We start from the raw sequence: 23175 nt of genomic DNA on the forward strand, positions 1-23175 counted from the left end.
CAGCGGGGCTACCGCGACCATCCAATAACAAAAGCGTCCGAGGTGTTTTGCATGAACGATGTGAGCAAGCGGGAAGCCGCGCCAGCCACCGAGAAGCGACTTCCCTTGCTACAGATGTTGCTGGTGAGTTTCCAGCATGTGTTGCTGATGTACGGCGGGGCGGTTGCCGTGCCGCTGATCGTCGGCCAAGCGGCCGGACTTTCACGCGAGGAGATCGCATTTCTGATCAACGCCGACCTGCTGGTGGCGGGCATCGCGACCGTCGTTCAGTCCATGGGCATCGGCCCGGTTGGCATCCGCATGCCGGTGATGATGGGTGCCAGCTTCGCCGCGGTCAGCAGCATGGTGGTGATGGCAGGCATGCCCGGCGTGGGTATGACCGGTATTTTCGGCGCAACCATTGCCGCAGGCTTCTTCGGCCTGCTGATCGCCCCCTTCGTCTGCAAGATCGTGCGACTGTTCCCGCCGCTGGTGACCGGTACGGTGATCACCGCAATCGGCCTCTCATTGTTCCCTGTAGCGGTGAACTGGGCCGGCGGCGGTAGCGGTGCTGGCCAGTTCGGCGCCCTGCCCTACCTCGGCGTGGCAGCGGCGGTACTGACTGTAATTCTGCTAATCAACCAGTTCATGCGCGGATTTTGGGTCAACGTCTCGGTGCTGGTGGGCATGGCGCTGGGCTATGTACTGGCGGGCAGCCTGGGGATGGTCGACCTATCGGGGATAAACGCGGCGCCAGCATTTCAGGTGGTCACACCGAATCACTTCGGCGCCCCACAATTCCTCCTCGCGCCGATTCTGTCGATGTGCCTGGTGGTAGTGATCATCTTCGTCGAGTCCGCCGGCATGTTCCTCGCGCTAGGGAAAGTCACTGGTCAGGAAATCGATCCCAAGCAGCTGCGTCGTGGTTTGTTGTGTGACGCCGGGGCGACCTTTTTCGCCGGTTTCCTGAACACCTTTACCCATTCCTCTTTCGCCCAGAACATCGGCCTTGTACAGATGACCGGCGTGCGCAGCCGCTACGTCACGGCCGTCGCAGGGCTGTTCCTGATCAGCCTGAGCCTGCTGCCCAAGGCCGCGTTCCTCGTAGCCTCGATTCCCGCCGCAGTGCTTGGCGGTGCCGGCATCGCCATGTTCGGCATGGTCGCCGCTACCGGTATCAAGATCCTGCAGGAAGCCGACATCGGTGATCGTCGCAATCAATTGTTGGTCGCGGTGAGCATCGGTCTGGGTATGGTGCCGGTCGTGCGACCCGAGTTCTTCGCCCACTTGCCGCACTGGATGGAGCCCATCACCCACAGCGGCATTGCTGTGGCGACGATTAGCGCAGTGACCCTGAACCTGCTGTTCAACGTGCTCGGCGGGGCGGAACGCAACGCTCTGACCGGCGCCGCGCAACACTGACCGACACAGTCTGCACACCCCAGCCAAGCCCGCCATGTGCGGGCTTGCTTTTTTCGCCGCCCAACAGTCGACAAGCACGGCACACCCGTTAAAATTCGGCGCCCGCCCGATGCCGAGAAGGACTGACAGATGATCGAAGCAACCTGGATAGCCTTCGCATTCATTCTTGGCCTCGCCTCGCGCGCGATCGGCCTGCCGCCATTGATCGGCTACCTCGGCGCCGGCTTCGCCCTTGCCGGATTCGGTGACCTCGTCGGCGTCGGGCCGAAGGACAGCGAAATCCTCGAGCACCTGGCGCATCTGGGCGTGTTGCTGCTGCTGTTCACCGTCGGCCTCAAACTCAAGATCAGCAACTTGGTACGCCGCGAAGTGATCGGCGGCAGCCTGTTGCACTTCGGCATTTCAAGCTTGGTGGTATTGCCGGCAATTTTCGTTTTTCTTGATACCAGCTGGCGCGAAAGCTTGCTGCTGGCCATCGCGCTTTCCTTCTCAAGCACCGTACTGGCCGCCAAGGTGCTGGAAGGTAAGCGCGAATTGCGCGCCTTCCATGGGCGTGTCGCCATCGGCGTTTTGATCATCCAGGACCTGATCGCCCTCGTCGTGATGAGCATCGCCAGCGGCAAGGTGCCCTCGGCCTGGGCTCTGCTGGTATTCGGCCTGCCATTGCTGCGCCCGTTGCTATTCCGCCTGCTCGATCACAGCGGCCACGAAGAGCTGATGGTGCTGCTGGGACTGATGCTGGCATTAGTGGCCGGCGGCCTCGGCTTCGAGTACGTGGGACTCAGTTCGGAACTGGGCGCGCTGGCGTTCGGCGCCATGCTGGCCAAGCACAAGCGCGCCACCGAACTATCCAATTCGCTGTGGGCGATCAAGGAAGTATTCCTGGTCGGCTTTTTCCTGCAGATCGGCATCGGCGGGCTGCCCGATATGGATGCCATGCTTTTCGCCGCTGCGGTGGCGCTGCTCTTGCCACTGAAGGGCGCGCTGTTTTTCTTCCTCTTCCTGCTGTTCCGCCTGCGCGCTCGCAGCGCCTTTCTCAGCGCATCGAGCCTGACCAATTACAGCGAATTCGGACTGATCGTCGCAAGCGTGGTGCTGCCGCAGTGGCTGACACCGCTGGCGATTACCGTGGCACTGTCCTTCGTAATCTCCGCGCAGCTCAACCGCATTTCCCACCCGCTTTACGATCGGCTGGCCAAACGCCTGATCCCTCTCGAACGCAACACCCGCCACCCCGACGAGCAACCTGTATCCCTGGGCGATGCACAAATCCTGATCATGGGTATGGGCCGCACCGGCCGCGCCGCCTACGATCATCTGCAGGACAAGGGTTGGCGTCTGATCAGCCTCGACTCCGACCCGGTCACCGTCGAGAAAAGCAGCGAGAAGGGCCGCCACGTCCTGTTCGCCGATGCGGAAGATCAGATGTTCTGGGAGAGCCTGGAAATGAACAAGGTCGAGGCAGTGATTCTGGCGATGAACGATGCCGAGGCGAAAATCATCTCGACCCGTAAATTGCGCGGTAAGGGCTTCGGCGGCCTGATCGTTTCCCACGCGATGTACGAAGACATCGCCCAGCAGATCGAAGACGCCGGCGCTGACCGCACCTACCTCACCATGTCAGAAGCCGGTGCCGGACTCGCCGAAAACGTGGTTCGAGAGCTGCTGATCAAACGCTGAATCGGTAGCACCGCCTCTGTGCAATGCAGACTGGCGGTGGCTCGTCTGGGTGATCTTCGTCAGAATTGTGCACAATCTTTAAATTAATTGTTTAAAGGTGTGTTCACAGATTGTTATAGTCAGGCACATCCTGACCGCACGAACAACTTTTTCGGGCTCAGTGAAGAGGTCCGTGCAACCTCAAAAGCCCATGACCTAACAATAACTAATGGCAGGCTTGACCATGACCGCAACCGAATCCAGGAGCGGTGACACCCCCAACCAGGATTTGATCTATCGGCTCGATGATTGCCCGGGTTCGCTTCCGGTCACCTTCTTCGCCATACAGCACGCGCAGGCCAGCTTCGTTGGCATCATCACCCCGACGCATCACCAACAGCGTATCGGGTCTGGGCGATCAGTTGCCCTACCGAATAAGCATGGTACTGCTTGTGTCTGGCCTCAGCCTTCATCCAGGCCCGATCGGCGCCGGCATGCTCTGCCTTTAGGACGCCAGCTTCGGCCTTCTCAGCGTGACGCTGACGACCGGCGTTGTCTTCAAGAGCAACGACGATATTCCACGCACCTGGCACCGACGGGCTGATCAGCTCCCAACGTCTGGGTGCAACGAGGCCTAGACGCGACATCGACATTCATCACAACAACAAAACCAAAGGGTATCGACATGAACTTCAAACTCGCTCCACTCTCGCTTGCGCTGGCCGGCAGCCTGCTCGCCGCCCCAGCCTTCGCCGAAGGCATGCTGCAATGGCAGAACAACAGTCTTACCTACCTGTACGGTAAGGATTTCAAGGTCGATGCTGGCGAGATTCAGCAGACCGTCACCTTTGAGCATGCCAGCGGCTGGAGCTGGGGCGACATGTTCCTGTTCGTCGACAACAAGTGGTACAACGGCCTCACCGGCAATGACGGCCACACCTACTACGGCGAATTCAGCCCGCGCCTGTCGCTGGGCAAGATCACCGGTCAGGAAATGTCTTTCGGCCCGATCAAGGATGTGCTGCTCGCCGCCACCTACGAGCGCGGCGAAAGCACTGACGGAGTACCAAACCAGAACTACCTGCTCGGCCCGGCTGTCGACCTAGCCGTACCCGGTTTCGATCGGTTCAACATTAACGTGTATTACCGCAAGCCCGACGGGACCACTGGCAAGCCTTCCGGCCAGTGGCAGATCACGCCAACCTGGGCCATGACCATTCCAGTCGGTAAGTCCGACATTCTGTTCGACGGATTTATCGACTGGGTGGTGAACGACGCCGGCTCCGAGCGCCGTGGTGACTTCGTCTCGAAGAACCTGCACATCAATCCCCAGATCAAGTACGACCTGGGCAAGGCGCTCGACGGCGAGCCAGGCAAGCTTTACGTGGGTATAGAGTACGACTACTGGTCCGATAAATACGGCATTGAGGACGGCGGTTTCGTTAGTGAGAACTTTGTCGGCCCAACCGACCAGAACACAGCTAGCGTGTTGGTAAAAGCCCACTTCTAACGAGAAAAGTCAAAAGTGGAAAACGAAAAAGGCAGCCGGTGGCTGCCTTTTTCGTATCTGCATGACTCAGTTGCCGGACATTCCTAGGTCGTTGCGCGGCCGCAACTGCGGGGTTACAGCTATCCTAAAGTGCAGGGCACCAGTTCTCACCAGCCCCCCCCTCATCACAACTTGAAGCTGCCCATCTGCCGGCTCAGGTCATCAGCCAGGCGGCTCAGCGCCTGACAATCCTCGCGACAACCCTGAACATCGCTCGCGGTCGCCTGTGCCAGGTCGGCGATCCCCTGAACGTTGTGAGTGATCTCCTCGGTGACGCTGCTCTGTTCTTCGGTCGCAGCCGCAACCTGAGCGTTCATATCGCTGATCGCTTCAACCTGCTCGGTGATAGCGCGCAACGACTGCCCGGTGCGCTGGCTGGCCTGAACGCCGGCGCCGGTGGCAGCCTGCCCCGCATGCATCGAATTCACTGCGTTTTCCGCACCACTCTTGAGGCCCTGAATCATCTGCTGGATCTCGTCGGTCGACGCTTGGGTGCGGCTGGCCAGCGTTCTCACCTCATCGGCGACCACCGCAAAGCCTCGCCCCATCTCACCGGCACGTGCGGCCTCAATGGCTGCGTTGAGCGCGAGCAGGTTGGTCTGCTCAGAAATGCTGCGGATCACTGCCAGCACCTTGTCGATGGATGCCACCTGCTGTGCAAGATCGGTGACCGACTCTGCCGCATGGCCGATCTCGCCTGACATCTTTTCGATGTGCGCGATGGAGTCTCCCACCACCTTGCGGGCCTGCATCGCTTCATCTTTCGCGCCCTGAGAAGCCTGCGCGGCGCTGCTGGCGTTACGGGCAATCTCCTGCACCGTCAATCCCATCTCATGCACCGCAGTAGCGACCATGTCAGTCATTTCGTTCTGGCGGCCGGCACGATCTGCAGTGTTGTCGACCACTTCCGCCACTTGGCCCACTGCGGTGCGCAGTTGCTGGCTGGTATTCAGCACATCGCCAATCAGCCCGCGCAGGCTACCAATGAAGCGGTTGAAGCCACGCGCGAGATCGCCTAACTCGTCGCTCCGGCTCTCATCCAAACGACGCGTTAGATCGCCGCCGCCACCGCCGATTTCCACCAGCGCGGTGGTCACCTGACGAATCGGTTTAACCAATCCCCGCGCCAGCAGCACCACAAGTCCCAGAAAGAACAGTGCAATACAGGCCCCAAGCAAGCTAATGGTCCACAGGGTGCGCTGTGCCTCGCCGAAGATCTCGGCCTCAGGAACTTCACTGACCAGAATCCAGTTCAGGCTTTCCAACGGTTGCGCCAGTGCCAGGAAGGTTTCGCCATCGCGCTCGAACCTTACCGCCTCGTGCTCGCCCGCCAGCAGCCGGCGCGCAGCATCGTCGCCGGTCAGCGCTTTCAGCTCGGCGCGACCGTTATACTCGGTACGCGGATGAACTTTGATCTGGCCGCCGGCATCAATCAGATAAACCTCGCCCCGCTCGCCAAACTTAAAGTTACTGATCAACTCGGACATGCTTTTCAGGCTGTAGCCCAGACCGGCAACGCCTAGTGTCTTGCCATCAGCACTGATACGCTGGTTGATGAACAGCGTGGGCAGACGCGACGCCTTGTCGATATCGATCTCGAAGCGGCGCTCAATGCCGCCGTCGATCAGACTGTAGAACCAGGCGTCACCTGGTGCACTGCGCTGCAGGGTACGTGAAAGCCCGCTTTCGGAATGATAGTTACCGCTGTCCAGCGCCACGACAGAAGTAGTCAGAGCATTCTGTTGCGCCTTCACCCCATTCAGATAGCGGGCGATCGCAGCGGCTTGCTCCGTGCTTTCGCCATCACGCAGCCACTCCTGCACCAGCGTATTGCCAGCGATCCCGGCAGTAGCGGTAATGGGCGCCGCCAGCGTGCGCTCGATGTCGTTCCGAATCGAGGCGATGTTGGCCGGCAGAGCCTGGCCAAGCAGATAACGTTCAGCCAACCCGTTGAGCGTCGATGAATAAATCAGGATGACGATCAGAAGGCTAGTGAGCAAAGCCGCTCCCATGCTGACGATCAATTGCCACTGGATACTGCGTTGCATGAAGGACATGGTACGACCTCGATAGTTCGCTTGATAACTGTACACAATTTACTACAGTCCATGTATACAAACATCAAACTCCTATTCTTGGTTTTTCTATCGGCCTCGCCAAGAAACTCTTGAGCGACCATTGGGCGGATTCCGTCGCCGTTTTAATAGGCGCCATGGCAGGCGCAGCGGATAGAATGTCCCTTCGTAATGTGCCGCCTGACCCGAACGGCCGGAGTAATCGATGCGGCAATTGACCGTGAAGCAAAGCACTCTCCTCACTCTGCTAGCCCTGATCATCGGGTTGGGCTTCGTGATTACCAGCCTTGCCAGCTACTACGCGTCACGTGAAGCCATCCGCAAGAGCATCATCGGTACCGAGCTGCCCTTGACTGCAGATGTCATTTCAGGGGAAATCCAGAAGGATCTGGTCCGTCTGGTGCAGGTCTCCTCTGCCATGGCCGAAGACCCTTTCGTAATGGACTGGGTCGATCAGGGCGAACCCAACGCAGCGCTCATCAGCCGCTACTTGCAAGCCATCCGCCAGCGCTATAACACGTCGAACGCCTTCTTCGCCTCGGCTGGCTCGCAGACCTACTACACCGACGAGGACATCCAGCCGATACAACCGGACGACCCGGCGGATCGATGGTTCTATCGATTCGAGCAAAGCGGCGTCCCCTGGGAGATCGTCGTCGACGTGAATCGGCTTACGATGTTCATCAACTATCGGGTAACCACGGCCAAGGGTGACTTCCGCGGCGTTGCGGGAGTCGGGCTGACGCTTGAGCGGGTGGTCGATCTGCTCGATACCTATCAGCGTCGATACCAGCGCAACATCTATTTCGTAGACGCCAGTCACCGCATCGTGATGACCGGCCGGCAAGGCGGGCCGGACGGGCAGCCGCGTGAAACGGCGTTGAAAGACATCAAGGCCCTGGCAGACCTCAATCGTCAGCTGCCGCAGTTACGTCCGGGCTCGTTCGACTACCAGAGCGAGGGCGAGCAGCATTTCATCAACATCCGCTACATTCCCGAGCTGAACTGGTTCCTGATGGTCGATAAACAGGAAAGCGGCGTGATGGCCCCAATGCGGCGGGCGCTCTGGGTGAATCTTCTGATCTGCTTCAGCGTAACCGTTATCGTATTGGGCCTGGTGGGCTCGATCAGCCGACGCTATCTGCAGCGCATCGAAGCCATGGCTACCCACGATGCTTTGACCGAACTGCTCAATCGGCACGGTTTCGGCCTTGTCGCCGAGCAGGCCGTGCTCGAAGCAAGGCGTCAGCGTAGCGACCTTTGCGTGCTGATCCTGGATATCGATCACTTCAAGGCGTTTAACGATACCCATGGCCATCTCGGCGGCGATTTTCTGTTGCGCAGCTTCGCTAGATTGCTGGCCCGACAGATACGTCAGTCCGACTTGATATCGCGCTGGGGTGGCGAGGAGTTCGTCATCATGTTCAAGGAAACCGATCTAGCCACTGCATTGGCTCTAGCGGAAAAAATTCGTGCTGCCACGGAGGCCGCAACGTTCGATTTCGAGGGCACACCGTTGCGCGCTACAGTCAGCATAGGCGCGGCTCAACTGCCACCAGACGGTAACCTGGAGTCTCTGTTAGATGACGCAGACCGGGCGTTGTACCGGGCGAAAAATGGCGGACGTAACCGGGTCTGCAGCGCAGCGGGTGTTCCCGCCGATTGATCACTCCTAATGCTGGACCCCCGACTCTAGCTCCTTGGCCTTCTGTCGCTCGAGAAACTCGATCTTCCACTGCTCCATGCCGACGTACTCCGAGAACAGGTTTTTCTCGACCTGATGCTTGGCTTTGAGCGTGGAAACGGCAGACTGTTGGTTCTTGAGATAGCGGTCGAAACTTTCGATGAGTTCAGGATGATTTAAGCTGGACAGGTTGAAAGTGCTACGTGTGTGCGGCAGGTCAGCATCGAACACTAGCGCTCCCGGCTTGGCGCGCACGTTGTTCAGGTAATGCGCCGCCACCACCACGTTGTAGTAGGCGCCATCGCTATCCTTGAGCAGTGCCTGACGCACCATGCGCGGCAAGTTCTCACTACTGACCAGCAGGATTTGGTTGGTGGCGACCCGGTCTTCATAGCCCCAGGGCGTCCAGCCATCAACGACCGCCAGCCGCCTGAGCTCATCGATACCCCGCCCTACGCGTCGCGGCGCCACCATCACCCCGTCGACATAATTGACCACCGCTTGGCTGTAGTGCAGTCGATGTCCTGCTTTGGCGGGCTCGGACCAGTTGGGGTTGTCTGGGTATTTGGCATCGACGCGCCCGTCCAGCAACGCAGGCAACAGCTCGTCTGCCGGGAGCACCTTGTACACCAGACGCACGCCGCTATGCGCGGCGAAACTATCCAGCAGTTCACGGGCGAAGCCCTGGTAGTTGCCCTGCGCGTCGCCGCTGTAGTGCGGCAGAAAAGCCGCTTGTTCGACGCCTATTGTGTAGATTTGCTCGGCAGCTACAGGCATTGAAAGCGCCAGCAAGGCGGCCGCAAGAAATTTCTTCATGTGGAACTCCTTGGAGTGTTGGACGACCCGCTCGGCAGGCCCGGGATGGCCGGCGGAAACGCGAAAAGCGATCCTATCGGCCCGTTCACACTGCATTGATGGCAATACAGTAGCAGGGTCTTTTCCAGATTGTGTACAAAGTTTTACGTAGTTGTTCACAGACAGGCAGATCGGAGCGCCCGCCTTGAGGCGGTCTGGAGGCCGGTGCTAGCATGCCGCGGCGGGCCACCAGGCTGGGTGGTCGTGAATTGAACAGGCCCTATGTCCAGTATCCGCGAGCGCAACAAAGAATTGATCCTGCGCGCTGCCAGCGAAGAGTTCGCCGAAAAAGGCTTCGCCGCCAGCAAGACCAGCGACATCGCCGACCGCGCCGGGCTGCCCAAGCCCAACGTTTATTACTACTTCAAGAGCAAGGAAAACCTCTACCGCGAGGTGCTCGACAGCATCGTCGAGCCGCTGTTACAAGCATCCGCTCCTTTCAATCAGCCCGGCGAACCAGCCGATGTGCTACGTGCCTACATCCGCACCAAGATTCGCATTTCAAGAGAACACGCCTGCGCGTCTAAGGTTTTCGCCAGCGAGATCATGCATGGCGCTCCCCATCTGCCAGCCGAGCGGGCTGAACAGCTCAACGCCCAGGCCAGTCACAACGTTGCCTGCATCCAGGGCTGGATCGACCGAGGATTGATGGCGAAGGTCGACCCCAACCACCTGATGTTCAGCATCTGGGCCGCTACCCAGACCTACGCCGACTTCGATTGGCAAATCTCCACCGTGACGGGTAAGGCCAAACTCGACGATACCGACTACGAAGCCGCCGCCGAGACGATCATTCGGATGGTCATCAAGGGTTGCGAGGTAAGAGAAGCGGTCGCGACCTGAGGTAGCCCAAGCCAAAGGCATATTACGTGCAATGAGCGATATCGACGGAAGGTTCTGCAGTCCAGTAGACGTTCTGATAACGTTTTGCCTCATCGGCACGGCTCTGCCTTTGACGTTTCAGCCATGACTACTAATACTTGCGTTGAGCACCGGCCTGGAAAAAGGAACGTCTTTTGACCGAACTGCGCAACAGCCTGTCGCGACAACTGTTACGTATTGTCTTGTTGTCCGCGCTGGCCGTAGGACTGGTGTTGAGCTGCGCCCAAATCGTTTTCGATGCCTACAAGACTCGACAGCTGATCGATGCTGAAGCGCAGCGAATCCTGCGAATGACCCGCGACCCTTCCACCCAGGCGATCTACAGCCTGGACCGAGAGATGGGTGCGCAGGTCATGGAAGGCCTGTTTCAACACGAGTCGATTCGTAAGGCATCGATCGGTCATCCAAGCGATGAAGCTCTGGCCTACAAATCCCGACCGCTGATGCCGCTGCCTTCGCGCTGGCTGACGGACCCGATATTGGGCCGGGATCAGGCGTTTTCGATCCCGCTGATTGGTCGCCCTCCTTACAACGAATACTACGGCGATCTGCGTATCACGCTTGACACCGCCCCGTACGGAGCGGAGTTCGTCAAGGACTCGGCAGTAATCTTCGTCATTGGCATTCTCCGTGCTCTGGCGCTGGGCCTGCTGCTCTATCTGATCTACGAATGGCTGCTGACGCGACCACTAACCAAACTCATCGAGCACCTGTCACACATCAATCCGGACCGCCCCGGCGAGCACACGTTACCGATGCCAAAGGGTCACGAGAAAAACGAACTGGGCCTCTGGGTCGATACCGCCAACGCTCTGCTCGCTTCTATCGAACACAACATGCAGTTGCGCCATGCCGCCGAAAGCAACCTGCAACGCATGACCCAGTACGATTTTCTCACCGGGCTGCCCAATCGCCAGCAATTACAGCAGCAGCTCGGCAATATCCTCAGCGAGGCCGGACGGCTGCAACGCCGTGTCGCTGTGCTCTGCCTCGGGCTGGATGATTTCAAAGGTATCAACGAACAGTTCAGCTACCAGAACGGCGACCGTATGCTGATTGCGCTGGCTGATCGCTTGCGCAGCCTGAGCGGGCGCGTCGGAGCGCTGGCGCGTCTCGGCGGCGATCAGTTCGTGCTGGTGCTGTCCGGCTTCGAGCAGCCCTACGAAACTGCGGAACTTGCGCAGCGAGTACTCGATGATCTGGAGCGCCCAATCGACCTCGACCAGCAGAGCATCCGTTTGCGAGCGACCATCGGCATTACGCTCTATCCGGAAGACGGCGATAGCACGGAAAAGCTGCTGCAAAAAGCCGAGCAGACCATGACACTGGCGAAAAACCGCTCGCGCAACCGCTATCAGTTCTACGTGGCGAGCATCGACAGCGAAATGAGAGCGCGCCGCGAGCTGCAAAAGGATCTGGCAGAAGCTGTTCAGCGCGGCGAGTTCCACCTGGTCTATCAACCGCAGATCGACTATCGCCGCAAACGCATCACCGGCGTCGAGGCGTTGCTGCGCTGGGCCCACCCGAGCGGCAAGATAGTTCCGCCAGATGTATTCATCCCCCTTGCCGAACAGAACGGCAGCATCATCGCGATCGGTGAGTGGGTCTTGGATCAAGCCTGCCGACAGTTGAGCGAGTGGCATCAGCAAGGCTTCGATGACCTGCGCATGGCGGTCAATCTTTCCACGGTTCAGCTGCACCACGCCGAATTGCCATTGATGGTCAGCAACCTGCTCAGCACCCACCGGCTTCCGCCCGAGACGCTGGAACTCGAAGTGACCGAAACGGGGCTGATGGAAGACATTGGCGCTGCCACCCGCAACTTGCACAGTCTGCGCCGCTCCGGGGCACTTATCGCCATCGACGATTTCGGCACCGGCTATTCCTCGCTCAGCTACTTGAAAAGCCTGCCCCTGGACAAGATCAAGATCGACAAGAGCTTCGTCCGCGACATGGCGTTGGGCGATGGCGATACCACCATCGTTAGCGCCATCATTCAGTTGGGCAAAAGCCTCGGCATGCTGGTGATCGCCGAAGGCGTGGAAACCGCCGAGCAGGAACGCTACCTCGTCGACGAAGGCTGCAACGAGGGCCAAGGCTACTTCTATAGCAAACCCCTGCCTGCGCCCGAGTTGACCGCCCTGCTACGCCAATCTCTGCGTTTCGAGCGCAGACTCAACTCCGAATCATTGTAATTGCGAGCCCCGCCGCGCGGCGTTCGAAGCGCCGCGCACCCTCCTGCTGCCAAGCCATGAGCGCCACGCATGAAGCGTTTTGTACTGATCGACACCGCCGAAATCCCTGATAGCGGGGGTGCTCTCTGCCTGTTCGAATATGGGGATGACTTCGTCATCAAAATCAAGGGAGGCAACGGCAATCAGCTGATGAACACCCGTACACACGGTTCCGAGGATGCCCTTGCCGAGATACCCTGCCGAAAAATCGCGCAGCGTCCGCAGCCACGAGTGTTGATCGGTGGGCTGGGCATGGGCTTCACCCTAGCCTCGGCGCTAAAGCATTTGGGCAGCGACGCCGAGGTTCAGGTCGCAGAGCTGGTGCCCGGCGTGATCGAATGGAACCGCGGCCCGCTGGGAGAAAAGGCCGGGATGCCGATCAACGACCCGCGCACCCGCATGCTCAACAGCGATATCGCCGATGTTCTTCGGGGCGCGTCTCAGGCTTTCGATGCGATCATGCTCGATGTAGACAACGGCCCAGAGGGCCTGACTCAACGGAGCAACAGCTGGCTCTACTCAATGGCCGGCCTCGCCGCTTGTGCCCAAGCCCTGCGCCCCAAAGGACTGCTAGCCGTATGGTCAGCCAGCGCCGATCAAGGGTTTTCGGCCAAGCTGACCAAAGCGGGGTTCAGAGCAGAAGAAGTCCAGGTATTCGCACATGGCAACCGCGGCACCCGTCACACCATCTGGATTGCCGAGAAGCGCGGCGGCTGATTCTTTGCCAACCGAAGTCCGCAGCCATCGGACGATGTAATCGAATCACTCGCCGCATCATTGTGGCTGGCTTGATACGGTGCTCTCGAACCCGCCTCGACGCTACTGTCTGTTCGGAGCGTTTCGACTATCGAGCGAGTTATTAGGTCAGCTGTGACGCCAGCACAACGGCACCGAAGATGCACAGTACGGCGCCACCGACGGCGTGCCAGCGATAGCGACGCGCGAGTTCTTCCTCACCATGACTCGACAGCACAAACGGCAGGCTTTCAGCCGGGCGTGCCAGCCGGTGTTGCGCAGGACGAGCACTGGCGAGACGGTGGCGTTCTTCCGCCTCGAGTCCGGCAGCGAGTCGTACCCGGCCCCACTCGGCCTGGTCAAGCTGGCCATCGCGATTGTTATCGAAACGTTGCAGCAGCCCGGCGTAATTCTCTTTCCATTCCCGCACTACCTGGCCCTGAGCGGTCTGGAGGTCGAGGCCTTGCCGGCCGCCCTCTGCGGTACGGAAATCGCCGATGGCATAAAGGGGCTCGTCGGCATGCAGACGCTCCTCGGTATAGCGATATCGGCGATTGCCATCGAGCCAGGCAAACATTCCACTTCGTGGCTGGCCTCTGGGATGGCGCAGATCGCCGGACCAACGCTCGCGCCGAGCCGGCAGCACATCGGCACCACGCGGATCAATCAGGCAGTCTCCAGTCGCATCGCACAGACGCAACGGCCTTTCACTGCAGCCCTTTTCGATAATTCGCCAGCTGCTGCGCTTGCCACTGGAGCGGTATTCCTCAATGCGATAGCGCCACCAGAGACAGGGTTTTTCCGTCAGGGGCGCGAGCATTGCCGGCACGTCGGGAAGGTCACGCAACATCCCGGCGAGCTCGACATAACCTTGCGCCGCCGAACGAATCCTAGAAGTCGGCGTATCCAACAAATGGCGCACCTTTGACCAGCGGCTGACCCACAGCCAGCCACCCGACAGGCACATCACGACGCCCGCGCCGAAAAGCAGCACCGACCCGATACTCCTGGTCAGCCGAACAGCGGTTTGAGGTCAACGTTGGCCTTCTCCGCGTCGCTGAATTGCAACAACGCGGCCTCACGGAAACCAAAGGCGCGCGCCAGCAACACATCGGGAAACTGCTCGATACGCACATTGTTCAGATTGACTGACTCGTTATAGAGCTCGCGTCGGTCGGCTATGCCGCTTTCCAGACCGCTGATGCGCTGTTGCAAATGGCGGAAGCTCTCGTTGGCACGCAGCTCCGGATAGTTCTCAGCGAGGGCGAACAGACGTCCCAGACCGGCGCGCAACCCGGTTTCGGCCTGCCCTAGAGCGTTTACATCACCCTGCTCGCGCGCCATGGATACGGCGTTGCGGGCATTGATGACCTGCTCCAGGGTGTTGCGCTCGTGCTGCATGTATTGCTTGCAGGTCTCGACCAGCTTTGGCAGCTCTTCGTGTCGCTGACGCAGCAGCACGTCGATATTCGACCAGGCTTTGCTCACGCCATGTTTGAGGCGCACCAGACCGTTGTAGAGAACCACCGCATAGGCAGCGACGAGAAACAGCACAACCAGTGCAACTACAGCGTTCATGCTCATCAGGCTTGTCCATGAAGTCCGGATATCGGGATGGCATTCTAACGGCACCGCTGAAAGCGAAGCGCGACATGCTGCACGCAATTTCTTTGCACAAAATGCAAATCTTTCGCATTATGACCCGCATCGGATTGTCGCACCCCATCTGCCGGCGTCCCCAATACCACTCTGCAAGCAAAGGAACCCGCCATGCTACGCACTCCCGTCTGGGCCACTGCCAGCCTTCTGGCTGTCGCCATTTCACTCGCTGGTTGCGGCGAAGACAAAGCGCCAGCCGAACAGGCCGCCGCTCCGCAAGCGACCACCCAGAGCGAGCCGGCCGCGAGCGCGCCAGAGACAGTGAACAGCGAGGCCGCGCAGGCCGTGGTCAAGCATTACGCCGACATCGCGCACGCCGTATTCAGCGATGCGCACAGCACCGCGCTGAAACTTCAAGACGCCGTCAACGCCCTGCTCGCCAATCCGAGCGACGAAACCCTGCAAGCCGCCAAAGACGCCTGGCTGGCCGCGCGCGTGCCCTATATGCAGAGCGAAGTGTTCCGCTTCGGTAATCCGGTAGTCGACGATTGGGAAGGCCAGCTCAACGCCTGGCCGCTTGACGAAGGCATGATCGACTACGTCAAGGGCGACTATCAGCATGCTCTCGGCAACCCTGGCGCTACCGCCAACATCGTCGCCAACAAGGAACTGCAGATTGGCGAAGACAAAATCGACGTCAGCGAAATCACCGGCGAGAAGCTTGCAAGCCTGAACGAACTGGCCGGCTCCGAAGCCAACGTGGCCACTGGTTACCATGCGATCGAATTCCTTCTTTGGGGTCAGGACCTGAACGGTACCAATCCCGGTGCTGGCGAACGCCCCGTCAGCGACTTCGTCGAGGGTGACGATTGCACCGGCGACAATTGCGACCGTCGTCGCGCCTATCTGAAGGCCGCCACTGAATTGCTGATCAGCGACCTTGAAGAAATGGTCGGCGAGTGGAAGGCCGGCGTTGCCGATAATTACCGCGCCAGCCTGGAAAGCGAATCCGCCGAAAATGGCCTGCGCAAGATGTTCTTCGGCATGGGTAGCCTGTCGCTGGGCGAGCTGGCCGGCGAGCGTATGAAAGTCGCGCTGGAAGCCAATTCGCCGGAAGACGAGCATGACTGCTTCAGCGACAACACCCACAACTCGCACTTCTACAATGCAAAAGGCATCCGCAACGTTTACCTCGGCGAGTACAAGCGTGTCGACGGCAGCACACTCAGCGGCCCGAGTCTAGCCTCGCTGGTCGAAGATGCCGCTCCAGAAGTCAACACCACAGTGAAGACCGATCTGGAAGCTACCGAAGCCAAACTGCAGGTGCTGGTTACCAGTGCCAAAGAAGGCGAAGCGTTCGATCAGCTGATCGCTCCCGATAACAGCGAAGGCCAGGAAAAAGTGCGCGCCGCAATCGGTGCGCTGGTGCAGCAGACTGGCTCTATCGAGAAAGCCGCTGCCGCATTGGGTATCAGCGACCTGAACCCGGATACGGCCGATCACCAGTTCTGATTTAGCGTCGTTATGTAGGGGCGGTGCAATGCCGCCCTCTTATGACGTGCCCTTTCGACGGCAGCATCCTGCGCTCGTTCGAACGGCCCAGCCCTATCAGTAAATGCAAATTGCTCTTATTCAAGCTCCATTAGCCTGCTAAGATCGCCGCCCTGTTACAGGATCAGGTATACCCGATGCACCCGTTTTCCCGCTCTGCTACTGCCCTGCTGCTGGCCTTCGGCCTTGCCGCCTGCGGCGAGCAGGCGCCACGCTTCGAGCGGGCAGAGCCGGGCGAAGCGCTTTCCGCGGGCAGCGCAACCGTAATGCAGTTCGACCAGAATGCTTTCTCAATGCCTGCTGCCAACCTGGCTCCGGTCCGGCGACTGGACTTCAGCGTCGGCAACAGTTTTTTCCGAAATCCCTGGGTCATCGCCCCGCTTCCACCACGGCTCGCGACGGCCTCGGCCCACTGATCAACACCAACGCCTGTCAGAGCTGCCATATCAAGGATGGCCGCGGTCGTCCGGCAGAAGCCGAGCGCGGCAATGCCGTATCCATGCTGGTGAGGCTTTCGATACCTGCTGGTGCCGAGCATGCGGAGGTCGTCCGGCAGCGCGGCATCGCGCCGGAGCCCACCTATGGCGGTCAATTACAGGACATGGCGATTCCGGGCGTGGTGCCCGAAGGCAAGGTCCGGCTCAGCTACGCCACGCGGACCGAGCGATTTAGCGACGGTTTCGAGGTTGAGCTGCGCATGCCAGAACTGAACATTACTGAACTAGGCTACGGTCCGATGCATCCGCAGACACAGTTCTCCCTCCGCGTGGCACCGCCGATGATCGGCCTCGGGCTGCTGGAGGCGATTCCCGAATCTGCACTGTTGGCCAACGCCGATCCTGAAGATAGCAATGACGACGGTGTTTCCGGTCGGCCCAACCGGGTCTACGACCAGCTCACACACGAGGCGGCAATTGGCCGCTTCGGCTGGAAAGCTGGGCAGCCGAACCTTAACCAGCAAAATGCCGATGCGTTCTTCAATGACATGGGGCTCACCACCAGCCTGTTCACTGGCAGCAGCTGCACCGACCGGCAGCAGGATTGCCGGAGGATGCCCGATGGCGGTGAGCTTGAGGTCAGCGACAACATCCTTGCCCAGGTGCTGTTCTATACCCGCAACCTTGGCGTGCCGGCGCGTCGCAACGTTGACGATCCCCAGGTGCTGGCGGGCAAGACGCTGTTCCACCGCGCCGGCTGCCAGAGCTGCCATGTTCCAACATTCACCACTGGCGATGCCGCCGAGCCTGAGCTGGCCAACCAGGTAATCCGTCCATATACCGATTTACTGCTGCATGACATGGGCGAAGGGCTTGCCGACCACCGTCCGGAGTTCGAGGCCAGCGGCAGCGAATGGCGTACGCCACCGTTATGGGGCATCGGCATGACCGAGACGGTCAGCGATCACACCCAGTTTCTCCATGACGGACGTGCGCGCAACCTGCTCGAAGCCATACTCTGGCATGGCGGCGAAGCGGAAAAAGCCAAGCAGACTGTGCTCGGCTTCGACAGCGATGAACGCAGCGCCTTGCTGGCCTTTCTCGAATCACTCTAGTGCCGGACCAACCACCGGTGTCCTGCCTTGCCGAGGAGCAACATGTACCCCAACCGCTATTTTTCAGCATTCACCGCCACCGCCCTGGGTCTGCTGCTGAGCGCCTGCGCGCCGTCCGATCCCTTTGCCGAGACGAGCAAAGCACTGGTCGATGAAGTCCTGCTTCCGGCGTATACCCAGTGGGCCGAAACCAACCGGCGCATGGCCGCAAGCAGCATTGCTTTCTGCGCTGGCAACGAAGAGCTGGAGGATGCGCGCAAAGCCTTCCTGCAAGCGCAGTTCGCCTGGGCGGGCCTGCAGCCGTTGCTGATCGGCCCGATGGGCGAAGGCAACCGCGCATGGCAAGTGCAATTCTGGCCTGACAAGAAGAATCTGGTCGGTCGCCAGGTCACCGCCCTGCTGAAGAACAAACCCGAGCTGACCCAGGCCGATCTGGAAGATGGCAGTGTCGTGTTGCAGGGCTTATCGGCGTATGAGTATGTGCTCTATGACAAGGCAGTCGACCTGAGCGACAGCACTACCAAGGCACGCTACTGTCGGTTGCTGGTGGCAATTGGTGAACACCAGCAGAAGCTCGCCGCTAACATGCTGCAGCAGTGGGAAGCCGAAGACGGCATGGTCGCGCAACTCAGCGAGTTTCCCAACGAGCGTTACGTGGAGTCGCAGGAAGCGATAGCCGACCTGTTGCGCGTGCAGGTCACGGCACTGGACGGTCTGAAGAAGAAGCTCGGCGCCCCGCTGGGTCGTCAGAGCAAAGGGTTCCCGCAGCCCTTCCAGGCCGAGGCCTGGCGCAGTGATGCGACACTCGGCAGCATCGATGCTGCCCTCGCTGGCGCCCAATATTTATGGCAGGGCAGCGACGACAACGGCTTCAAGCAGTTGGTACCCGCCGATCAGGCCGATCTGATCAAACGCATCGACGTCGCCTATGCGACAACCCGCAAACACTTGGCAGACATCATGCTGCCGTTCAGCGAACTGATCGCCGACGAAGCCGGCCGTGAGCGGCTGGATGCGCTGTACCAAGAGATCGACGTGTTGCACCGCCTGCATCAGACCGAACTGGCCCGGGCACTCGGTGTACAGATCGGCTTCAACGCCCACGACGGAGACTGATCATGAAACGCCGTGCTTTTATAGGTCTGGGCAGTGCCCTGGCTGCAGCCTCCGCAGTCGGTGGTTGGACACTCACACGACATACTGAGCAGCCGCTGCTTCTCTCTGCACGCGACGATGCCGATGGCCGTCACTATGCGGTTGGTTATCGGCTCGATGGCAGCCGTGTGTTCGCGACGCCGGTTAGCGAGCGCTGCCATGACGTCTATGCCCATCCACATCTACCCCTGGCGGTATTTGTCGGACGTCGACCGAGCCGCGAGAGCTATCTGATCGACAGCCGTGACGGCACGCTGTTGCAGGTTCTTGCCTCGCCGCCTGACCGCCATTTCTACGGCCACGGCGTGTTCCATGCCAGCGGCGACTGGTTCTACACCACCGAAAACGACACGGCCGATGCCGGCCGCGGCGTACTCGGCATCTACCGCGTCGAAGAACGCCGACTGGTTCGCAGCGGCGAGCACTCGACCCATGGCATCGGCCCGCATCAGCTGCTGTGGATGCCAGATGGCGAGACGCTGGTGATCGCCAACGGTGGTATCCGCACCGAAGCCGACAGTCGGGAAATGATGAATCTTGATGCCATGGAACCCAGCCTCGTCATGCTTCGACGCGACGGCACGCTCCTAAGCAAGGAGCAACTGCCCGAGCAGATGAACAGCGTGCGTCACTTGGCGGTTGCGGCGGACGGCACGGTGGTTTCCGGACAGCAGTACGAAGGCGACCCTATGGATCAGGTGCCGCTATTGGCGATCAAGCGTCCGGGCGAAGCCTTCCAGGCATTCCCGTTGGGTGAAGCACAACGCCAGACGATGAATCAGTACACCGCCAGCCTGGCGATCAACGACCAGCTGCGTCTGCTGGCTGTGACGGCGCCACGCGGCAATAAAGTGTTCATCTGGGATCTGGACAGCGCCGCCTTGCGCGAGGAAGTCCATCTGCCGGATTGCGCCGGTGTAGCAGCTGTCGAGCAGGGTTTCGTGGTGAGTTCCGGCCAGGGGCGCTGCAGGCTGGTTGACTGCAGCGGCGAGCGCTTCGTCAGCACCGCACTGCAACTGCCGGCAGGGCTCTGGGACAACCATTTGCGCCTGGTCTGAAAGACCTCAAGTATCGAGGCGCCGCGCCGAGAAACAGAACGACCGAGCGGTCATTCACGTGACCGCTCGCTTCGTTCTTGCCATTAGCGCAAACGCACCCCACTTGATCGAGAACGCTCTGATGTTTCTGAAGAAATCCCTACGGGCTCAGTTATTGGGACTGATCGGTGCCAGCCTGCTGGTAATGCTTGTGATCGCCCTCACCAGCTTCTCCTTTCTGTCCGATGGAGTCTCCGCCTATCAGAGACTACTGAAAGGCCCGATCGAGGCGTCGCGATTGGTCGATGAAGCCAACCTGGAATTCAAGATACAGGTGCAGGAATGGAAGAACGTGCTGCTGCGCGGCAAGTCATCTGACGCCCTGAACAAATACTGGAACAGCTTCGAAAATCAGGAGCGCAAGGTTCAGGACCTGCTCGCCACGCTCGTACAACTAAGCCAACACGACCCGAAACTGTCGAGCCAGATCGAAGGGCTGCGTACGGAACACCGCAATCTGGGTACGGCCTATCGATCAGGCCGCGATGCCTACATCGCTGCGGGTCATGATCCGGTGGCAGGCGACAAAGCCGTTCAGGGAATCGACCGCGCGACCAGCGAACAACTTAGTGCACTGGTCGAACAGCTGCGTGATTCCGCGCTGCGCAGCTCCGATGACATCAGCCATGCCGCCGACCAGGCCATTATCACCGGATCGCTGATCATGGTGGCCGCTGGCGCGCTGGTCGCTCTCCTCAGCCTGTGGCTGGTCAATCGTCATTTGATCGACCCGATCCGCCACCTGATCGACCACATCGCCAAGCTCAGCCAGGGCAATTTCAGCGAGCGCGTCGACACGAGCCGAGCCGACGAACTGGGACGTCTCGCGGTCGCTGCCAACGTTTTGCGCGATTTTCTCGCTGATACCTTTACCCGCCTGCAACGCAGCACTTCCGATCTGGACAGTGCCAGCGGCGAACTGAACGCCATCGCGGCGCTGATGGGCCAAGGTACTCGTGAACAATTCTCGCGTACCGATCAGGTCGCAACCGCCATGCATGAAATGTCCGCTACGTCTCAGGAAGTGGCCCGCCATGCGGCCGAAGCAGCACGCGCCGCGGATACAGCCGATCACTCGGCGCAGCAGGGCGAAAGCATGATGCGTTCGACCATTCAGACGATCACTCACATGCGTGGCGAGATCAGCAATACTGCGGAGGTCATCCGCCGCCTGGAAGCCGACAGCGGTCGCATCGGCAAGATACTGGAGGTAATCCGTGGGATCGCTGACCAGACCAACCTGCTGGCATTGAACGCAGCCATCGAGGCGGCCCGTGCCGGTGATGCTGGTCGTGGCTTCGCCGTCGTTGCGGACGAGGTACGCACGCTGGCCCGCCGCACCGCGGACTCTACAGCCGAAATTCACCAAATCATCGACACGGTGCAGACAGGCGCAGTGGATGCGGTGCGTGCAATCGAAAGCGGGCAAAGCCGTAGCGACGAAGGCGTCGAGCGGGTCACGGAAGCGGGCAGCATGCTTCAACGCATCACCCTAGAAGTCGAAGCGATTCGCGACATGAACCGGCAGATCGCCACGGCCGCTGAGGAGCAGACCTCAGTGGCGGAAGATATTTCGCGCAACCTCACCGAAATTACCGCTATCGCCACCACCAATCAGGGCAATGTCGAGCGCACCGAAAAAGCCAGTCAGAACCTGCATGGCCTGTCTGCCCAACTCAGCGAAGTGACTCAGCGCCTCGTAGGCTAACGCAACGGGCTCTCCACAGCAGGGGGCCGTTGCAAGCAAAACCCCGACATGTCTCGCAACGCGGCGTCGTATCTCGCTAGTCCCCGTCCCGCCAAGCATATTGGATGCATGTCCCTTTACATGCGTCTGGTTCGCGGCTAACTTCGCTGCCTCAGGCCATCTGGTCGAATAGATACAAGCCGAGGCCGCCGCAAGGCCGGCTATTGGTCGTTTGTCGTGCATCCAAAACGGCTGCCTCATTTCATGGCAGTAGCCAGCCGGCTCATCTCCAAGGAATACGGAAAATGTTGCGCCGCATGCTGCTCATGCTGGGCGCGGTGATCGTCGTTGTTTTGATCCTCGCCGCCCTTAAATTCAACTCCATCTATTCACAGATTCAGCAGTTCAAGGCGCCGAAACCGCCGATCAATGTCGAGGTTGCCGAATCGCGCCGACAGCCATGGCAGCGTCGGCTTCCGGCAATCGGCACGCTCACGGCGTCACAGGGCATCGATCTGTCCGTAGAAATTGCCGGAACCGTCAGCGATGTGCAGTTCCGCTCGGGCGAAAAAGTGAGCAAGGGCCAGCCGATCGTTCTTCTCGACAGCGAAATCGAACAGGCAAGCCTGGCAGCGGCTCAGGCCGATCTTCACTTGGCGAAGGTCGAGTTCGAACGCGCCCGCAGCTTGGTCGGCAGCCAGGCCATCTCGCGCAGCGAGTTCGACCGACTCAACGCCGAGTCGCAAAAAGCCGCGGCCGCGGTCGCGCAGCTGAAGGCCAGCCTGGCGAAGAAACGCATTCTCGCGCCGTTCTCCGGGACCATCGGGATCCGTCAGGTAGACGTCGGTGACTTCGTCGCCGCCGGCACGCCCATCGCCACGCTACAGGACCTGTCCACCTTGTTCGTCGACTTCTATCTGGCTGAGCAGCAGGTTCCTCTACTCGCCATCGGCCAGTCCGTACGCATCCAGGTGGCCGCTTTCCCCGGTGAGGCTTTCGAGGGCACGATCGTCGCGCTGAACCCAAAGGTGGAAATCACCACCCGCAATGTCCAGGTCCGCGCAGAGCTGGCCAACCCTAGCGAACGCCTGCTGCCCGGCATGTTCGCCGACCTGCAGGTTCTATTGCCCGAGGAACAGTCCCAGGTCGTAATACCGGAAACCGCAATCACCTACACCCTGTATGGCAACTCGGTGCTGGTGGTGAAGGAAGGCCAGGCGCCTCAGCCTGAGGAAAACACCGAAGCGCCCGAGCGCAGCGAACCCTATCTGGTAGTGGAGCGACGTTTCGTCAAGACCGGCGAGCGTCGCGACGGCCGCGTGGTGATCCTAGAAGGGCTCGAAGCCGGCGAACAGGTGATGATTGCCGGCCAGCTCAAGCTGGACGCCGGTGCTCACGTCGCCGTTGCCGAAAAACGCACGCTCGAGCTCGAGCCCAACAGCGGGTCCGACGCCCGCTGA

17 protein-coding genes and 1 pseudogene are annotated in these 23175 nt (G+C 60.0%); 13 read left to right on the forward strand and 5 right to left on the reverse strand.

Annotated elements, in window-relative coordinates:
* Window positions 1–51 precede the first annotated feature (51 nt).
* Together NAV33_RS20080 and NAV33_RS20085 are read left to right on the forward strand one after the other, a co-directional pair.
* Entirely contained in the window at window positions 52–1401 is a 1350-nt protein-coding gene (locus tag NAV33_RS20080; protein WP_255983369.1) for a nucleobase:cation symporter-2 family protein, read from the forward strand.
* 129 nt (window positions 1402–1530) lie between these two features.
* Window positions 1531–3081 carry a cation:proton antiporter family protein gene (locus NAV33_RS20085; RefSeq protein WP_255983371.1) on the forward strand — a complete coding sequence of 517 codons (1551 nt, stop codon included), beginning with the start codon at window positions 1531–1533 and terminating at the stop codon, window positions 3079–3081.
* Window positions 3082–3437: 356 nt separating this feature from the next.
* Here NAV33_RS20085 and NAV33_RS20090 read toward each other — a convergent pair whose 3' ends face one another.
* Window positions 3438–3707 carry a hypothetical protein gene (locus tag NAV33_RS20090; protein WP_255983373.1) on the reverse strand — a complete coding sequence of 90 codons (270 nt, stop codon included), beginning with the start codon at window positions 3705–3707 and terminating at the stop codon, window positions 3438–3440.
* Between the two features lie 38 nt (window positions 3708–3745).
* On the opposite strand from NAV33_RS20090, the gene NAV33_RS20095 reads away from it, so the two are divergent.
* Entirely contained in the window at window positions 3746–4570 is an 825-nt protein-coding gene (locus NAV33_RS20095) for an outer membrane protein OmpK (protein WP_255983376.1), read from the forward strand.
* A gap of 164 nt (window positions 4571–4734) precedes the next feature.
* On the opposite strand, the gene NAV33_RS20100 is transcribed toward NAV33_RS20095, so the two are convergent.
* Window positions 4735–6666, reverse strand: coding sequence for a methyl-accepting chemotaxis protein (locus tag NAV33_RS20100; RefSeq protein ID WP_255983378.1), 1932 nt, complete (start codon window positions 6664–6666; stop codon window positions 4735–4737).
* A 223-nt stretch (window positions 6667–6889) separates the two neighbouring features.
* On the opposite strand from NAV33_RS20100, the gene NAV33_RS20105 reads away from it, so the two are divergent.
* Entirely contained in the window at window positions 6890–8350 is a 1461-nt protein-coding gene (locus NAV33_RS20105; protein WP_255983380.1) for a sensor domain-containing diguanylate cyclase, read from the forward strand.
* A 6-nt stretch (window positions 8351–8356) separates the two neighbouring features.
* On the opposite strand, the gene NAV33_RS20110 is transcribed toward NAV33_RS20105, so the two are convergent.
* Complete coding sequence (locus tag NAV33_RS20110; RefSeq protein ID WP_255983382.1) at window positions 8357–9184, reverse strand: substrate-binding periplasmic protein; 828 nt, start codon at window positions 9182–9184, stop codon at window positions 8357–8359.
* Between the two features lie 261 nt (window positions 9185–9445).
* Between NAV33_RS20110 and NAV33_RS20115 the strand changes: the two genes are divergently transcribed.
* The 3 genes from NAV33_RS20115 (at window position 9446) to NAV33_RS20125 (ending at window position 13056) form a co-directional block, all read left to right on the forward strand.
* Window positions 9446–10066: a TetR/AcrR family transcriptional regulator gene (locus tag NAV33_RS20115; RefSeq protein ID WP_255983384.1), complete on the forward strand. Its 621-nt coding sequence runs from the start codon at window positions 9446–9448 to the stop codon at window positions 10064–10066.
* A 173-nt stretch (window positions 10067–10239) separates the two neighbouring features.
* Complete coding sequence (locus tag NAV33_RS20120) at window positions 10240–12300, forward strand: putative bifunctional diguanylate cyclase/phosphodiesterase (protein WP_255983386.1); 2061 nt, start codon at window positions 10240–10242, stop codon at window positions 12298–12300.
* Window positions 12301–12369: 69 nt separating this feature from the next.
* Entirely contained in the window at window positions 12370–13056 is a 687-nt protein-coding gene (locus NAV33_RS20125) for a spermidine synthase (protein WP_255983388.1), read from the forward strand.
* A gap of 142 nt (window positions 13057–13198) precedes the next feature.
* Here the strand turns inward: NAV33_RS20125 and NAV33_RS20130 are convergent, their stop codons facing one another.
* Entirely contained in the window at window positions 13199–14041 is an 843-nt protein-coding gene (locus NAV33_RS20130) for an E3 ubiquitin ligase family protein (protein ID WP_255983440.1), read from the reverse strand.
* A 44-nt stretch (window positions 14042–14085) separates the two neighbouring features.
* Window positions 14086–14658: a LemA family protein gene (locus NAV33_RS20135; protein WP_255983390.1), complete on the reverse strand. Its 573-nt coding sequence runs from the start codon at window positions 14656–14658 to the stop codon at window positions 14086–14088.
* 186 nt (window positions 14659–14844) lie between these two features.
* On the opposite strand from NAV33_RS20135, the gene NAV33_RS20140 reads away from it, so the two are divergent.
* The 6 genes and pseudogenes from NAV33_RS20140 to NAV33_RS20165 all read left to right on the forward strand — a co-directional run bounded on the left by NAV33_RS20140 (window position 14845) and on the right by NAV33_RS20165 (window position 23175).
* Window positions 14845–16185: an imelysin family protein gene (locus NAV33_RS20140; protein WP_255983393.1), complete on the forward strand. Its 1341-nt coding sequence runs from the start codon at window positions 14845–14847 to the stop codon at window positions 16183–16185.
* Between the two features lie 176 nt (window positions 16186–16361).
* Window positions 16362–17776: pseudogene (locus NAV33_RS20145) on the forward strand (di-heme oxidoredictase family protein).
* 42 nt (window positions 17777–17818) lie between these two features.
* Window positions 17819–18892 carry an imelysin family protein gene (locus NAV33_RS20150; protein ID WP_255983395.1) on the forward strand — a complete coding sequence of 358 codons (1074 nt, stop codon included), beginning with the start codon at window positions 17819–17821 and terminating at the stop codon, window positions 18890–18892.
* A 2-nt stretch (window positions 18893–18894) separates the two neighbouring features.
* Window positions 18895–19989 (forward strand): DUF1513 domain-containing protein, encoded by a 1095-nt coding sequence (locus NAV33_RS20155; RefSeq protein WP_255983397.1) that lies wholly within the window; start codon window positions 18895–18897, stop codon window positions 19987–19989.
* A gap of 121 nt (window positions 19990–20110) precedes the next feature.
* Window positions 20111–21736 (forward strand): methyl-accepting chemotaxis protein, encoded by a 1626-nt coding sequence (locus NAV33_RS20160; RefSeq protein WP_255983399.1) that lies wholly within the window; start codon window positions 20111–20113, stop codon window positions 21734–21736.
* Window positions 21737–22020: 284 nt separating this feature from the next.
* Entirely contained in the window at window positions 22021–23175 is a 1155-nt protein-coding gene (locus NAV33_RS20165; RefSeq protein ID WP_255983401.1) for an efflux RND transporter periplasmic adaptor subunit, read from the forward strand.

Origin of the sequence: Stutzerimonas stutzeri, from assembly GCF_024448715.1 — a bacterium.
Lineage (GTDB): Bacteria > Pseudomonadota > Gammaproteobacteria > Pseudomonadales > Pseudomonadaceae > Stutzerimonas > Stutzerimonas stutzeri_AR.